We start from the raw sequence: 16,108 nt of genomic DNA, 5'->3' as shown, positions 1-16,108 counted from the left end.
TATCTGCTGAGGTAACCCAAGGAATAGTAACGTTTTGCCAAATATCAATATCGGTGGATTTAGGTGTACGACCGCCAATAATTTCACCTAATTCACCAAGCTTCACCCAAACCCAACTCTCAGGAATATCAAACGGTGGCTCGATCTTCGAATAAGGGGCTTTATTCAAAGTTACAGATATAAAAAAACCGAATAGTCGTTAAACTATTCGGTTTTTGTAAACGAGATCGACTTATTTATAATCTTGAGCCAATTTACCCGCGGCTTCTACCACTACGGAAACTGCACGATCTTCAGTGCCTTTAATGGTTGCTTCGTTTGGGATCTCTTGCTGAGTGCGGTTTACGATCACGCCTGACACCATGCCTGAACGTAAGCCTAATGTAGAGCACATTGTAAATAAAGTGCCTGATTCCATTTCAAAGTTCATCACGTTCAAGTCTTGCCATTGTTTTAATGAGCCTTGGAAATGGCGGTAGATTTTACCTGTGAATGTATCGTAACGTTCTTGACCTGGGTAGAAGGTATCAGATGACGCAGTAATACCAACGTAAGGTTCAATCCCTTGATTTTTCGCTGCCGCATAAAGCTCATTCGTACAACGGAAATCCGCCACCGCTGGATATTCTAATGGTGCAAAATGGCGACTTGCACCGTCTAAACGTACTGCACCTGTCGTCACCAACACATCACCTACATTGATATGCGGTTGGATTGCCCCTGTTGTACCAATACGCAAGAAAGTACGCACGCCTAATTGAGCAAGTTCTTCAACACAGATAGAAACCGATGGTCCGCCAATACCTGTTGAACAAACCACGATTGGCTGACCGCCTACATAGCCTAACCACGATGTAAATTCACGGGTTGAAGCTAAGAACTCTGGGTTATCCATTTTTGCTGCAATACGCTCACTACGAGCTGGATCTCCTGGAACGATAGCGACTTTTGCGCCTTTTAACATTGCTTTGGTTAAGCCAAGATGAAATACTTCTGACATAATTGACTCCTTTTGAGAAAAATTCGAGTAATCTAACCACTTCATTCTACCAATCAAGCGGTCGTTTTAGCGATCTTTTTTGCAAATGGCGTTTCAAAAATGTGAACAAGATCAATAGGAAACGTTTGCTTGAGGTTTAATTTCTCGCAGAATTGGATTTTGCATTGAAATTAAGGTATCTGTTGATTGAATTTCATCAATACCCTGAATTTTAGTGGCTAAAACATAGTGCAATTCTTGAATGGTATGGGTCATCACTTTAATAAAAATAGAGTAATCCCCTGTGGTGTAGTAGGCTTCAACCACTTCATCGAATTCCTGTAATTTTGCAATGACTTTTTCGTAATCTTTCGCACTTTTTAAAATAATACCGATAAAGCAGCAGACATCATAGCCGAGTTTGCGCGGATTGATGCGGATTTTAGTGCCTTCGATGATGCCGGCTTGTCGCATTTTTTCAACACGGACATGAATGGTGCCCGGACTGACCCCGAAATTTTTCGCCATTTCCGCATAAGGCACGCGCGCATCTTGGGTTAATACACGTAAAATTTGCTGATCAAGCTGGTCGATCTGTGACACGCTTTGATAATTGGTGTGCATATGTTGCTCCTTTTTTGTTCATGGTTAGTTTTTTTCTAAAATATAACACATAAAATTAGATAAATTCTAATTCATTTTAAGTTATGTTGACTTTTTTATTTAATGAATTGCATTTTTTAAGAATTCATTTAAATTATTCGCATCTTCTTAAGAAGATGTATTAAAGGAACCCAATTATGAAAAAATCATTTATTTTACAACAACAAGAAATCAGCTTTGTGAAGAACACCTTCACGCAAAACTTAATTGAACAATTAGATATTATTGAAGTACAAGGTCCAATCCTCAGTGAAGTGGGTAACGGGATGCAGGATAACTTATCGGGTATTGAAAAAGCGGTGCAAGTCAATGTGAAATGTATTCCGAATGCAGTATATGAAGTGGTTCACTCATTGGCAAAATGGAAACGTCATACCTTGGCACGCTTTGGTTTCCAAGAAGGCGAAGGGTTGTTTGTGCATATGAAAGCGTTACGCCCGGACGAAGATTCGCTCGATCCGACTCACTCGGTTTATGTCGATCAATGGGACTGGGAGAAAGTGATCCCGGCAGGTAAACGTAACTTTGACTACTTAAAACAAACCGTTCGCTCAATCTATCGTGCGATTCGTTTAACCGAATTAGCGGTAGAGGCCCGTTTTGATATTCCGTCCATTTTACCGAAAGAGATTACCTTCGTTCATAGTGAAGAGTTGGTGAAACGCTATCCGACGCTCACCAGCAAAGAACGTGAAAATGCGATCTGTAAAGAATACGGGGCGGTATTCTTAATCGGTATCGGCGGCAAATTATCCGACGGTAAAGCTCACGACGGACGTGCGCCGGACTACGATGACTGGACAACGGTTTCCGAAGGCGAATACAAAGGTTTAAACGGCGACATCTTAGTCTGGAACGAACAACTCGGCACGGCGTTTGAACTTTCTTCAATGGGTATCCGTGTAGATGAAACGGCACTACGCTTACAAGTGGCATTAACCGGTGATGAAGACCGTTTGGAAATGGATTGGCACAAAGATTTATTGGCGGGACGTTTACCGCTTTCCATCGGTGGCGGTATCGGTCAATCGCGTATGGCAATGTTCTTATTGCGTAAAAAACACATCGGTGAAGTACAATCAAGCGTCTGGCCGAAAGAGATGTTGGAGAAATTTGAGAATATTTTATAAGCAAAAGTGAGGGCGAATGTGATTCGCCCTTTTGATAAGATGAAATAACAAGCGGTCAGTTTCCGTAAATTTTTTGCAATAACTGACCGCTTGTGATGTTACAGACGGCATTGATTCAAAATATCTAGCTCCTTCCGATACGTGGAAAGCGATAAATCCATATCCATCATTCCTATCACAGAATGAAAATAATTGTCGTGAGAATAGGTTTTTGTTTTTGCATTTTCTCTAACGCAATTTAAATCAAAAGGTTCGTTTTTAATCCATTCTTTTGAAAACCACATAATCATCGGGACTTTGGTTTGATATTCAGGTGCAATAGAATAAGGTGCGCCGTGTAAATATAAACCATTTTCGCCGAGTGATTCACCGTGATCGGAAACATAAAATAAAGCACTTTCCCATTTCTCGTGTTTTTCAAGTTTTGAAATAATATTATCCAGGAATTGGTCTAAATAAATGATACCATTATCGTAAGTATTAATTAATTCCTCATTGGTACAACGGGCAATTTCATTTGTATCGCACGTTGGGGTAAATATCTTTTCTTTGTCCGTATAACGTTCATAATAAGTTGGTCCGTGACTTCCCATCGTATGCACAACAATAACAATATCTTTGTTGTTGGATTCATTTAATGCTTTGTCAATTTCAGGTAATAAAATATTATCTAAACATTCACCGTCACGACAATATTCTGGCAAGTTTAATTCAATAATATTTTTTGTCGGTACGCGTTCGCACACGCCTTTACAATCGCTGTTATTATTGAGCCATAAAATATCGATGCCGGTACGTTGTAAAATATCTAATAAATTATCTTGTTTAAGAGCTTTGTCGCCATTAAATTCCGCTTGAGTCAGTGCTGAAAACATGCAGGGAACGGAAATGGCGGTCGCCGTGCCGCAGCTGTTCACGTCAGTGAAATTAATGATTTCATTACCTCGAGCCGCCAATTTCGGTGTCGTTTGACGGGCGTAGCTGTTGAGTCCCCAGTTCTGCGCACGGGTAGTTTCTCCAACCACTAAAATTGTAACGTGGCGATAGTCATCGGGTTTATCTTGTTTCGCATCTAACCCAATTTGTTGGTAAGGCAGATTATCACGATAATAATGGCGTATTTTTTTAATACCTGATGCCACAAAATTTGAAGGTGTAATTAAATGTGGTAAGTTCTTATTATTTCTAAAAAATGCCGCATAATCTTGATAATAAAATTTGGCAACCCCAAGAATAACAACAATAGAAATCATAACACTTGCTAATCGGCTTAATAATTCTTTCCACCAAGGTTTATATTCAATTTTTACTAATAAATAAAATATCGTTGGAATAATACCTAAGAAGAACAGCCATAATAAGAAAGAGGTTGTTAAAGTACGAGAACTTTCTGCAAAATTCGTTTGTAACACATTATTTAACATATCTACATCAAAGTAGATATTAAAAAAGAGTGAGTTATAGCTAATCGCAGCACTAATTAAGATAAGTGTTGGAATAATGATTTTATGTAAGATAGGAATGGCTAAAATATTAAGGATAATATTTAAAGCAAAGAAATACACAAAAGGAATTGTGAGTAGAAAATAGCTTTCAGTTTGCCAATTTAATGGTTGTGCGACCAATACTTGTTCATAAAAACCAAGATTAAGTGCAACAGTAAAATATAGAGCTACGATAAAATTTAATGTAATGGAAGAGAGTTTCCATTGAGAAAAATAAGGGCGTATAGTTAGTTTATCCTAATAGAATCAAATAAGCAGTGATATGATTTCTAAAAAATAAAAAGGTTCTCAAGAATCAGAAATAAAAAAAGCGGTCTATTTCTGCAAATTATTTGCAAAAACAGACCGCTTGCGAGGATAAATTATTTCTTCGTGATTTGTTTTACATCGACTTGAACTTTGTTCCAATCATTATCGACTTTACCATGAATTTGAATAGTGTCCTGCGGAGTAACGTTCAAACCGTTCCATGCACGTTTGCTGACGTCGATTTCCATTTCACCGGTGGCGTCTTTAAAGATAAATTCGTCTTTATCGATTTGTTTGACGATTTGTCCTTCCAATAGCGCCGGGGTGTCGTCTGCCGCTTTGAGTGCATCTGCAACGGTTTTGACGGCGGTGCTTTCATCAAAGAAACCCTGTGGTTGATTCATCGGCGCTTTGCCGTCGTGAAATCCGCCGCGATGGCGATCGTCGCCGTCACCTTTTGCCATGGTGACGGTAGATACGGCTAATAATGTTGTTAAGATAATTGCTTTTTTCATAGATTGTTTTCCTTGTTTAAATTTTTTTAAATGAACTGAGTGTGTATCGCAAGGACGTTGCCTTTTGATGCGTGCATTAAACCAAGCAAATCTTAACGAAATCTTAAGAACGAAAAATTTTTTTTGCATTGCGGTAAAAATTTCATGCCGACAATGAAAATTGCCGCAAGACCGATGATGATCGGATCAAGCGTGAGGCTTTTTACCGACCAATAATAGTGCACCACGGCTAAGATTAATGCCGGATAGGCAAGTTGATGAAGCGTTCCCCAGTGTTTACCCAAGCGACGTTTAAGCGCCGGCAATGAGGTTAGTGCCATTAAGGTGAGTATCACAAAGGCGATACCGCCTAATATTAAATAAGGTCTCGTAGTCAGTTCACTAAAAAAGAGAGAAAGATCCAACCCTAATTCCAGCACTAAATAAGCGGTGATATGTAATGTGACCCAAACAAACGTCCATAATCCCAGCGGACGGCGTAAAATTTGATACTGATTTTTTTTGAGCCATTGTAATACGATGCCGAGCAGAAACATGCTGCAAAAGATAACAATGGCGCCATAGCCGAGAAAATGGATCAATTCTTTGACGGGATCCGCACCCAATGTCGCTTCATTTCCGCTTAACAGAACTTGTGCCAGCCAAATCAGAGGCACGGCACAGCCGAGATGAATGAAAATACGTAATAGCGTTAACATCAGTAATTCACCTTCAAATCTAATCCATGGTATAAATGTGCGACGTCGTTTTCATAGCCGTTGAACATGAGTGTCGGTTGACGTTTGGTTGACAGTAGTCCGCTGCTGCCGATAACCCGTTCGGAGGCTTGTGACCAACGGGGATGATCCACGTTCGGATTGACATTGGCATAAAAGCCGTACTCGTGCGGGGCGAGTTTTTCCCACGTGGTCAGCGGACGGGTTTCCGAAAATGTGATTTTGACAATCGATTTGATGCTTTTAAACCCGTATTTCCACGGCACGACCAAGCGAATAGGCGCGCCGTTTTGCGGCGGTAGGGCTTTACCGTATAAACCGACGGAAAGCAACGTCAGCGGGTGCAACGCTTCATCCAAACGCAACGCTTCAACATACGGATAATCAATGCTGCCGCCCAATAAACGGTTTTTTTGCCCCGGCATTTGTTCCGGATCATAAAGCGTATGGAATACGACATAGTTGGCTTTGCTTGTCGGCTTGGCTTTTTCAATGAGGCGGGCTAATTCAAAACCGATCCACGGTATAACCATCGCCCAAGCTTCGACGCAACGAAAACGGTAAATGCGTTCTTCTAGCGGAAAAGTATCGAATAATTGCGCATAATTTAAACGGAAAGGATTTTCTACTTCGCCGTCAATTTCAAGTGTCCACGGATCGACGTTAAATTGTCGGGCATTCTGTGCCGGCGCACTTTTATCGACACCGAATTCGTAAAAGTTATTATAGCCGGTGACTTTGCTCTCGGGCGTTAGGATTAACCCGTTATCCTTATCTCGAGTAAAGTCTAGAGCGTTGAGCACCGGTTTTTCTTCGGCAAACACGCTTTTCGGCAACGCTGAAGCCGCAAGCCCTAACCCGAAAGCGGCAATAATTTTACGGCGTTGGTGAAAAACGGTTTCCGGTGTGATGTCTTGAACGGTTAATTTTTTCATCAATGATTTCTCCCAAATAACATAATTTGCCTATATTTGACGAAAATGATCTAAAATACTTACAGTGAATTTAATATTATTTTGAGGAACGATACACGATGAATACGTTAACTTCCGAACAAATCGATGACATTCGACACCAAATGGTGAAATTTGCCATGTTGCAACTTGCCGATAAAGATTTAGCCGAGGACGTCGTTCAAGAGGCATTAACCAACGCTTATAAGTACGCCGAGTCATTTCGGCGTGAAGCGGCACTGAAAACATGGATATTCGCCATTTTAAAGAACAAAATCGTCGATTTAATTAAAAAGCGACACAAACTTGTACCGGTCAGCGAATTATGTGAAGAGGAGTCGCAGGAGGCGTTTTTTGACCAACACGGGCATTGGTTGGAACAGCGGGATGTGACGGAATGGCAAGGTGTTGATCAAGCAACCTATCAAAAGGAATTTTGGGCAATTGTGGATATTTGTTTAAATAAATTACCTGCCCAGCAGGCTCGGGTTTTTATGATGCGCGAGCATTTGGAGATGAGTAGCAGCGAAATTTGTTGTGAATGCGAGATTTCACTGACTAACTTAAATGTGTTGCTTCACCGGGCGCGTTTACGTCTACAGGAGTGTTTGTCTCTGAACTGGTTTAGTGAGGAATCAAAATGAAATGTCAACAGGCCACGGAATTGATTTCATTGTCTTGTGATCAACAACTCAATTTGTTGCAACAGATGCGTTTGCAGCTGCATCTTTGGATTTGCCCGAAATGCCGTAATTTTCAGCATAATACCAAACGGTTAGGACATATTTTGAAAGGATATTGCCATCACGATAAAGACGAAAGCCGATAAATTTATGCGGAGGACGGACGGGCGGCATTGTTTCTCGCGTTTAACTTCTGTATAATCTCCTTCCTTTTAGTAAGTCTAAATTTCGCAAAATTCGGAGTAAATAATGGCTCGTGTAACCGTACAAGATGCAGTAGAAAAAGTGGGCAATCGTTTTGATTTGATTTTGACGGCGGCGCGCCGTGCAAGACAATTACAGCTTCATACCCGTGAAGCGTTGGTTCCGGAAGAAAATGATAAGCCGACGGTCATCGCATTACGTGAAATTGAAGAAGGTTTGATCAACAACCAAATTATGGATCAACAAGAAAATATCGATGCACTTCAACAAGAAATGGCTGAAAGAGAAGCGATTTCGTTCCTTGCCGACGTTCAGGCAAATTCTTAATTCCATCGATTGAACGTTGCAAAGCATTTACAAGCGGTCTGATTTGCCTTAAATTTTGCAACGTTCAGCTTCCCGTATTCGAGAGTATAACCGTTTGTAGTTGGGGGTCATATGGAGCTTTTTGAAGATCTTAATCGCATTATTCGAGGCTATCTGCCCGCCGATAAAATCGAAATCGTCAAACATGCCTATGAAGTGGCCCGTGACGCCCATGAAGGTCAATTCCGTTCAAGCGGCGAACCTTATATTACCCATCCCGTCGCCGTCGCCTGTATTATTGCCGAGATGAAACTCGATCACGAAGCGGTGATGGCGGCATTGTTGCATGATGTGATCGAAGATACGCCCTATACCGAAGCGCAATTAGCCATGGAATTCGGGAACAGTACGGCGGAAATCGTACAAGGTGTGTCGAAGCTGGATAAACTGAAGTTCCGAACCCGCCAAGAAGCTCAAGTAGAGAACTTCCGTAAAATGATTTTGGCGATGACCAAAGATATTCGGGTGGTGCTGATCAAACTGGCGGACCGTACTCACAATATGCGTACCCTCGGTTCGCTCCGTCCGGACAAACGTCGTCGTATCGCTCAAGAAACCCTCGAAATTTACACGCCTCTCGCCCACCGCTTGGGTATCGAACATATCAAAAACGAATTGGAAGATCTTTGCTTGGAAGCGATATATCCGCACCGTTATCGGATTATGAAAAGAGCAATTGAAATGGCGCGGGGGTCTCATCAGGAGATGATCCAACGGATTTCAAGCGAAATTCAAGCCAGATTGGATGAAGTCGGTATTAAAGCCCGTGTTTACGGGAAAGAGCGTCCATTGTACTACCTTTATCAAAAAATGCGCCAGAAAGAGCAGCATTTTAATTCGATTTTGGATATTTATTCCTTCCGGACCGTCGTGGACAGCGTGGACAATTGTTATCGCGTTTTGGGGCAAATGCACTCGCTGTATAAACCGCGCCCGTTTCAAGTCAAAGACTATATTGCGGTGCCGAAAACCAACGGCTATCAATCGTTGCATACGTCAATGATCGGTCCGAAAGGTGTGCCGGTCGATGTGCTTATCCGCACGGAAGAGATGGATCAAACCGCCCGCCTCGGTGTCGCCGCATTTTGGGGCTATCAGGAACAAGCCAATATGAGCGTACAGGTACGGGCGCAACAATGGCTGAAAAGTATCGTTGAAATGCAGCAAAGTGCGGGAAATTCGGCGGAATTTATCGAAAATGTCAAATCCGATCTGTTCTCAAGCGATATTTACGTCTTTACGCCGAAAGGTCGGATTGTACAGCTTCCGGCTAATGCTACTGCGGTGGATTTTGCCTATGCGGTGCATACTGATGTCGGCGATCGCTGTATCGGTGCGGTGGTCGACCATCAGCCGTATCCGCTTTCCCAGCCGTTGCAATCCGGGCAAACCATTGAAATTCAAACGGCGGACACGCCGCGTTTAAATGCGTTATGGCTGAACTTTGTGGTCACTGCAAAAGCCCGCTCTTGTATCCGCAATACCTTAAAACGCCAGCAACGTACCGAAGCGATTTCACTCGGTAGACGGCAGTTATTATTGTCACTCAATTCGCAAAATTTTGAGCAAATCGACCCGCTTGTGATTCAAACGACGCTTGCCGATTTAAAATTAGAGCAGTTTGACGATTTGCTTGCCGAAATCGGTTTGGGCAACCAAATCAGTGGTGTAATTGCACAGCGTTTATCGGGTAAAACGTTAGAAATTGATACCGACGGTAATCCTGAAAATAATCAACCGTTGACGATTCAAGGCATTGACAGCGCGTTAATCGGCTTTGCCAAATGCTGTTTGCCTGTGCCGGGAGATGAAATTATCGCCCATATCAGCTCCGGTAAAGGGTTGATGGTGCACTGCGTCACTTGTCGTCATGTCAAAGATGCGGCGACGGATCAACGCCACTATCTGCCGGTCAGTTGGGAAATCGCCAAGGACAACTCGGTCGAATTTGAAGCGGAAATTACCGTCGATATCCTCAATCAACAAGGTGTTCTTGCTGCCATTACGTCTGCGATCGCTAAGATGAACAGCAATATTTTGAGTATTCACAGTCAAGCAAGAGAAGGCGGTGTATATCAGGTTAAATTGCTGATCAGCGTGAAAGATAAAGCTCATCTCAATGATATTTTAGTCAAACTCAGCCATCTTACCGGTGTCGTACAAGCGGTGAGATCGGTCGCATAATTTACAAATCATATCGGGTGCCGTTGCGGCACCCTCTGTTCTTTTATAAAATCAAGCGGTTATTTTCCACAACCATTTTGCAATGAGCCAACAACTATTAGACGGTGTGCCGCTAACCGCCCTTTCGGGTGTCGGGGCGGCGATTTCAGAGAAACTCAGTCGGATCGGCATTAATAACGTGCAAGATCTGCTGTTCCATTTGCCGCTACGGTATGAAGACCGTACTCGGATCACGCCGATTGCGGATGTTCGTCCTGAAAGTTTTGCGACGGTTGAAGGCTTTGTGCAACTGACGGAAGTACAATTCGGTCGTCGTCCGATTTTAAGTACCACGATTTCTGACGGTACGAGCAAAATTACTCTGAAATTCTTTAATTTCAATGCGGGAATGAAAAACAGTCTGGCGACCGGCGTGAGGGTGAAAGCCTTTGGCGAGATTAAACGTGGTCGCTTTATGGCAGAAATGCATCACCCTGAATATCAAATTATTCGGGGCAACCAACCGCTTGAGCTGGCAGAAACATTGACGCCGATCTATCCGACGACCGAAGGCTTGAAACAAGCGTCTTTGCGTAAACTAACCGATCAAGCCTTGGCGTTACTTGAGCGTGTGCAAGTGGCAGAATTGCTTCCCGATGAATTTAATCCACATAAATATAGCTTAAAAGAAGCCTTGCAGTTGTTACATCGACCGCCGCCGAGTGTGTCGTCCGAATTGTTAGATAAAGGCGAACACCCTGCACAAAAACGGCTGATTTTTGAGGAGTTGTTGGCACATAATTTGGCAATGCAACAGGTGCGAATGGGCGTGCAACAACACTTTGCCGAACCGCTACGTTATCAAACCGATTTAAAACAACGCTTTTTGGCGACTTTGCCGTTTCAGCCGACCAACGCCCAAAGCCGTGTAACCGCAGAGATTGAACAGGATTTGGCGAAACCTTTCCCGATGATGCGACTAGTACAAGGCGATGTGGGTTCAGGCAAAACCCTTGTGGCAGCGTTGGCGGCACTGCTGGCGATTGACAATGGTAAACAGGTAGCGTTAATGGCTCCGACCGAAATTCTCGCCGAGCAACACGCCCACAATTTTGCCAATTGGCTCAAACCGTTTGAAATTGAAGTGGGCTGGTTAGCTGGCAAGGTGAAAGGCAAAGCGAGAACCGCCCAGTTGGAAGCGATTAAAAATGGCGATGTTCAGATGATTATCGGCACACACGCCCTGTTTCAAGATCAGGTCGAGTTCAATAATTTGGCGTTGGTGATTATTGATGAACAGCACCGTTTCGGCGTACATCAGCGTTTAACCTTACGAGAAAAAGGGGCGAAGGGTGATGTGTATCCGCATCAGTTGATTATGACTGCCACGCCCATTCCACGCACCTTAGCGATGACTGTCTATGCGGATTTGGATACGTCCATTATTGATGAACTTCCCCCAGGGCGAACGCCGATTACGACGGTGGCGATTTCAGAAGATCGCCGAGATGAAGTGGTTCGCCGTGTTTATCAAGCCTGTAAAAATGAAAAACGCCAAGCCTATTGGGTCTGTACGCTGATTGACGAGTCGGAAGTATTGGAAGCACAAGCGGCGGCGGCGATTGCCGAAGATTTGCAACGAGCCTTGCCCGATTTGCGGATTGGTTTGGTTCACGGGCGAATGAAACCACAAGAAAAACAAGCGATTATGGCGGAATTTAAGGCGGCAGATATTGATTTGTTAGTGGCAACAACAGTGATTGAAGTCGGTGTAGATGTGCCGAATGCCAGTTTGATGATTATCGAAAATTCCGAACGCTTGGGGCTGGCACAGTTGCACCAACTGCGTGGACGAGTTGGGCGTGGGGCGACCGCTTCACATTGTGTATTGATGTATAAAGCCCCGTTGGGTAAGATTTCATCTAAGCGGTTACAGGTACTACGAGACAGCCAAGACGGTTTTGTGATTGCTGAAAAAGATTTGGAAATTCGTGGTCCGGGCGAAGTGCTAGGCACAAAACAGACGGGTATGGCAGAGTTTAAAATTACCGATTTAATGCGGGATCGTAAGATGATCCCGTTAGTGCAGAGTTATGCCAAACGGTTAATCACCCAACATCCCGACGTTGCCGAGCGATTGATTAGGCGTTGGCTGAATGACAAAACGGAATACAGCCATGCGTAATTACGTTAGGTTAGGAGTAAAAAATGGATAATCAATTGCGTCATGAATTGCTTGAAATAGAGCGCCATGTAGAAGAAGTGCTATATATTGCTATTCCGAACAAGCAGTTTAAAAAAGATATTTTGGTCGATTATTACTATTATCCTCAGGATTTTGTCAATTTTAACGAAGAAGAACAAGCGGACGTTGACTATTGCTTAAAGCGGGCGGGTTATGCCGATTGTTATGATGCCCTTGCGGATTTTATGCAAAAAGCGAATATCGCATTAAGACCAAAACACGAGTTTAATAGTGAAAATAACTACACCTTTATGGTGATTGAAGTCAGCATTGTTCCATTTTTAAAAGAGATGAAACGGCTGCTACGGATACAAACAGTAGTGTTTATTTGTGCGCCTTATATCGCCGCCGATGGTCAGCAGCATTTTAAGGTTTTTCTGGCAACGCCTACGACAGGAAATTTGTTTCTACAACTCAAAAACTCTCGACAGATTTCGGCAGAAAGTGAAAATGCAGTGGATCAGAAATATTGGGCGTTATTTGAGCAAGCAGTCAGAGAAGTTTATCAAGGCATCTATTCTGCCCAAACGGAAGATACAGAACAGGATGAGGAAGCTTATGTCGATCGGTTTATTGAACTGGCACAGATTACCGATCGCGATGAATTTAAAACGCAGTGGCGCTTAATTCGATCTGCTCCGCAACAATTTATCGAACAATTAAAAGAAGATGGATTTTACGGCGAACCTAACCAATCCTTTTTATATTATCGTTTCTTGCTGGAAGATTACAGTTATTACACGGATTGGGAAATGGATTATGATGAGATTTCAGACTATATTTCCGAAATAATCGGGCAAGATTTTTGGCTCGATGAAGAGGATGGGTTGCAACTCGATCAAATAGCGGAAAAGATCGAACAAGTCTCTGACTTCACTTTATTACTCATCGATACTCAGCTGGACGGGTACGCGTTATTTATTTGCAAAAAGGCGGAGAGTGAAGCGCTACTTGAACTGGCAAAACGGCTGGATTTTCCTATTGAATCAGCGCGTGCTTTTTAAAATGAGAACCCAAATGGACGAATATACATGGTTGACTCGATATCGAGAAATACTGCGTCGCACCGATAAATATGTCATTGACGAGCAACCACCCGGCAATGTGAGCGAATGGTTGTTACATACGGATTCGCTCACCCAAAAGCTACAACAAATCTGTAACGCACTGACGGTTGAGGTGACTCAGCAGGGGTGGCAAGCGGTCGGTTTCGAGCAACATTTTGCAAATGTTTTGCCAAATCTCACCGCTTGTTCGTCCTGTTGGTTACGGGAGGTCGTGTTAAAAGCAGACGGCGTGCCCGTGATTTTTGCTCAAACTGTTTTGCCCGAAGAAACGGTTAATACGGTAGCGCAAGAGGTGTTGAACTGGGGGGAGCGACCTATCGGCTTATGGCTTTTTCCGCAACAGCCGCGACGCGTAACGTTGGAATGGCAACAAGATCAAGCTTCAGGTTTATATGCCCGCCGCTCTCAACTTGCCTTGAAAGGTTATCCTCTTGAAGTTCGTGAGCTGTTTTTACCGCAATTTCCATTTGAAACCACCGAAAGAAAAGCGTAGCATTTCGCCGAAAATTCTTATTTTACGATAACAATGAAACCGACAATTCTTCTTTATGATTCGGGAATGGGGGGCTTGACGATCTATGATGCGATTCGGGAAAGTTTACCCCATGCCCATTATCTTTACTGCTTTGACAACGCTTATTTCCCTTATTCGGAAAAATCCGAAGCGGTGCTGATTGAACGCGCAGTGAAAATTGTGCAAAAAATTGCCGAAATCTACCCGCTTGATATGGTGGTTGTCGCCTGTAATACGGCGAGCACCGTTGTGTTACCGGCGCTGCGAGAGAATTTTTCCGTTCCGATTGTGGGAACGGTGCCCGCAATTAAACTTGCGGCTCAAGTTTCACAAACGAAAACGATTGGTTTACTGGCGACGAAAGGTACGGTGGTGCGCCCTTATGTAGATGAATTGGTTGAACGTTATGCCAAAGATTGTGTGGTGGAACGAATAGGAACGACGGATCTTGTTGAGATAGTAGAAGAAAAGCAACAAATCGGTGAAGTGGACATGGATCGTTTGCAAAAAGTTATTGCTCCGTGGCAAACGCATCCGACACTGGATACGGTGATTCTAGGTTGTACACACTTTCCGTTAGTTAAAGAAGAACTACAACAACTTTTGCCAAACGTCACTTATTTTGTGGATCCGGGAAACGGTATTGCGAACCGCGTCATGAGCTTGTTACAACATGTGGAAGTGAAAGATCGACGAGAAAACAAAGAAAATCAGGCATTTTGTACCCAAAGTAGCCTGGATTTCTTAAAAAGAGAAACCGTTATGCAAAAATGGGGCTTCAAACAGCTGAAAGTATTGGGTTTTTCTTAGAATGCAGCCCTTTTAAAATCAATATGTTGCATCTTGTTAAAAGATAAATATTGCTGAAAAACAAAACATTCGGAAAAAAACTTTAAAAAAGAGCTTGCGCGAGATTTGAAAACCTCTATAATGCATCCCACACAACGACGCACTGTTGTGAAGTGATTAAATTAAACAGTGCGTCGTTCTTTTTTGCTCTTTAACAATTTATCAGACAATCTGTGTGGGCACTTGTTGATTGACTTTGTTTGAAAATATTTTTTAATTTTGAAGTCTTGATAAGTGCTTAACTTGAAATTCATATTAATGTGATTTTTTATAGTCAGTACATATTGAGCGATTAAACTTTTTGAATTGAAGAGTTTGATCATGGCTCAGATTGAACGCTGGCGGCAGGCTTAACACATGCAAGTCGAACGGTAGCACAAAGGAGCTTGCTCCTTGGGTGACGAGTGGCGGACGGGTGAGTAATGCTTGGGAATCTGGCTTATGGAGGGGGATAACGACGGGAAACTGTCGCTAATACCGCGTAATGTCTTCGGACTAAAGGGTGGGACTTTTGGGCCACCTGCCATAAGATGAGCCCAAGTGGGATTAGGTAGTTGGTGGGGTAAAGGCCTACCAAGCCGACGATCTCTAGCTGGTCTGAGAGGATGACCAGCCACACTGGAACTGAGACACGGTCCAGACTCCTACGGGAGGCAGCAGTGGGGAATATTGCACAATGGGGGGAACCCTGATGCAGCCATGCCGCGTGAATGAAGAAGGCCTTCGGGTTGTAAAGTTCTTTCGGTGATGAGGAAGGCGGTTGTTTTAATAGAACAATCGATTGACGTTAGTCACAGAAGAAGCACCGGCTAACTCCGTGCCAGCAGCCGCGGTAATACGGAGGGTGCGAGCGTTAATCGGAATGACTGGGCGTAAAGGGCACGCAGGCGGTGACTTAAGTGAGGTGTGAAAGCCCCGGGCTTAACCTGGGAATTGCATTTCATACTGGGTCGCTAGAGTATTTTAGGGAGGGGTAGAATTCCACGTGTAGCGGTGAAATGCGTAGAGATGTGGAGGAATACCGAAGGCGAAGGCAGCCCCTTGGGAATATACTGACGCTCATGTGCGAAAGCGTGGGGAGCAAACAGGATTAGATACCCTGGTAGTCCACGCTGTAAACGCTGTCGATTTGGGGATTGGGCTTTAAGCTTGGTGCCCGTAGCTAACGTGATAAATCGACCGCCTGGGGAGTACGGCCGCAAGGTTAAAACTCAAATGAATTGACGGGGGCCCGCACAAGCGGTGGAGCATGTGGTTTAATTCGATGCAACGCGAAGAACCTTACCTACTCTTGACATCCAGAGAAC

At 43.5% G+C, this 16,108-nt stretch carries 16 protein-coding genes and 1 rRNA gene; 10 read left to right on the top strand and 7 right to left on the bottom strand.

Going from position 1 to position 16,108, the window contains the following annotated elements; all coding sequences use genetic code 11:
• The 3 genes from ACEYKX_RS09985 to asnC form a co-directional block, all read right to left on the bottom strand.
• Positions 1-169, bottom strand: a 169-nt coding sequence (locus ACEYKX_RS09985) for a restriction endonuclease subunit S (RefSeq protein ID WP_373780719.1), incomplete at its 3' end; no start/stop codon positions are given.
• Between the two features lie 63 nt (positions 170-232).
• Positions 233-1,000 carry a uridine phosphorylase gene (udp, locus tag ACEYKX_RS09980; protein WP_373767962.1) on the bottom strand — a complete coding sequence of 256 codons (768 nt, stop codon included), beginning with the start codon at positions 998-1,000 and terminating at the stop codon, positions 233-235.
• A 111-nt stretch (positions 1,001-1,111) separates the two neighbouring features.
• Complete coding sequence (asnC, locus tag ACEYKX_RS09975; protein WP_373767961.1) at positions 1,112-1,603, bottom strand: transcriptional regulator AsnC; 492 nt, start codon at positions 1,601-1,603, stop codon at positions 1,112-1,114.
• A gap of 176 nt (positions 1,604-1,779) precedes the next feature.
• Here asnC and asnA point away from each other — a divergent pair, with 176 nt between their 5' ends.
• Positions 1,780-2,772, top strand: coding sequence for an aspartate--ammonia ligase (gene asnA / locus ACEYKX_RS09970; protein WP_373767960.1), 993 nt, complete (start codon positions 1,780-1,782; stop codon positions 2,770-2,772).
• A 98-nt stretch (positions 2,773-2,870) separates the two neighbouring features.
• Here the strand turns inward: asnA and ACEYKX_RS09965 are convergent, their stop codons facing one another.
• The 4 genes from ACEYKX_RS09965 to msrP form a co-directional block, all read right to left on the bottom strand.
• On the bottom strand, positions 2,871-4,502 hold the full coding sequence (locus tag ACEYKX_RS09965) for a phosphoethanolamine transferase (RefSeq protein ID WP_373767963.1): 1,632 nt from the start codon (positions 4,500-4,502) through the stop codon (positions 2,871-2,873).
• A gap of 137 nt (positions 4,503-4,639) precedes the next feature.
• Positions 4,640-5,041: a YgiW/YdeI family stress tolerance OB fold protein gene (locus ACEYKX_RS09960; RefSeq protein WP_373767959.1), complete on the bottom strand. Its 402-nt coding sequence runs from the start codon at positions 5,039-5,041 to the stop codon at positions 4,640-4,642.
• 92 nt (positions 5,042-5,133) lie between these two features.
• Entirely contained in the window at positions 5,134-5,739 is a 606-nt protein-coding gene (gene msrQ, locus ACEYKX_RS09955) for a protein-methionine-sulfoxide reductase heme-binding subunit MsrQ (protein WP_373780718.1), read from the bottom strand.
• On the bottom strand, positions 5,739-6,692 hold the full coding sequence (gene msrP / locus ACEYKX_RS09950; RefSeq protein ID WP_373767957.1) for a protein-methionine-sulfoxide reductase catalytic subunit MsrP: 954 nt from the start codon (positions 6,690-6,692) through the stop codon (positions 5,739-5,741). The genes msrQ and msrP overlap by 1 nt, the downstream gene beginning before the upstream one ends.
• Before the next feature lie 98 nt (positions 6,693-6,790).
• On the opposite strand from msrP, the gene ACEYKX_RS09945 reads away from it, so the two are divergent.
• The 9 genes from ACEYKX_RS09945 to ACEYKX_RS09905 form a co-directional block, all read left to right on the top strand.
• A complete protein-coding gene (locus ACEYKX_RS09945; RefSeq protein ID WP_373767956.1) occupies positions 6,791-7,354 on the top strand; it encodes a sigma-70 family RNA polymerase sigma factor in 564 nt (187 codons plus the stop codon).
• Positions 7,351-7,539 carry a zf-HC2 domain-containing protein gene (locus ACEYKX_RS09940; protein WP_373767955.1) on the top strand — a complete coding sequence of 63 codons (189 nt, stop codon included), beginning with the start codon at positions 7,351-7,353 and terminating at the stop codon, positions 7,537-7,539. Before ACEYKX_RS09945 ends, ACEYKX_RS09940 begins: the two co-directional genes overlap by 4 nt.
• Before the next feature lie 103 nt (positions 7,540-7,642).
• Positions 7,643-7,924, top strand: a complete 282-nt coding sequence (gene rpoZ / locus ACEYKX_RS09935; RefSeq protein ID WP_373767954.1) for a DNA-directed RNA polymerase subunit omega — start codon at positions 7,643-7,645, stop codon at positions 7,922-7,924.
• A gap of 111 nt (positions 7,925-8,035) precedes the next feature.
• A complete protein-coding gene (spoT, locus tag ACEYKX_RS09930) occupies positions 8,036-10,147 on the top strand; it encodes a bifunctional GTP diphosphokinase/guanosine-3',5'-bis pyrophosphate 3'-pyrophosphohydrolase (protein ID WP_373767953.1) in 2,112 nt (703 codons plus the stop codon).
• 82 nt (positions 10,148-10,229) lie between these two features.
• Positions 10,230-12,311, top strand: a complete 2,082-nt coding sequence (recG, locus tag ACEYKX_RS09925) for an ATP-dependent DNA helicase RecG (protein WP_373767952.1) — start codon at positions 10,230-10,232, stop codon at positions 12,309-12,311.
• Between the two features lie 23 nt (positions 12,312-12,334).
• The gene (locus ACEYKX_RS09920) at positions 12,335-13,375 is read left to right on the top strand and encodes a hypothetical protein (protein WP_373767951.1); all 1,041 of its coding nucleotides are present in this window, start codon (positions 12,335-12,337) and stop codon (positions 13,373-13,375) included.
• Positions 13,376-13,388: 13 nt separating this feature from the next.
• Positions 13,389-13,931 (top strand): chorismate lyase, encoded by a 543-nt coding sequence (locus ACEYKX_RS09915; RefSeq protein ID WP_373780717.1) that lies wholly within the window; start codon positions 13,389-13,391, stop codon positions 13,929-13,931.
• 33 nt (positions 13,932-13,964) lie between these two features.
• The gene (gene murI, locus ACEYKX_RS09910) at positions 13,965-14,762 is read left to right on the top strand and encodes a glutamate racemase (protein ID WP_373767949.1); all 798 of its coding nucleotides are present in this window, start codon (positions 13,965-13,967) and stop codon (positions 14,760-14,762) included.
• A gap of 342 nt (positions 14,763-15,104) precedes the next feature.
• Positions 15,105-16,108, top strand: a 16S ribosomal RNA gene (locus tag ACEYKX_RS09905); the annotation flags it as partial.

Source organism: Glaesserella sp., assembly GCF_041817755.1.
Lineage (GTDB): Bacteria > Pseudomonadota > Gammaproteobacteria > Enterobacterales > Pasteurellaceae > Glaesserella.
The sequence above is the reverse complement of the archived record's forward strand: the minus strand, read 5'-3'. Positions and strand labels throughout refer to the sequence as shown.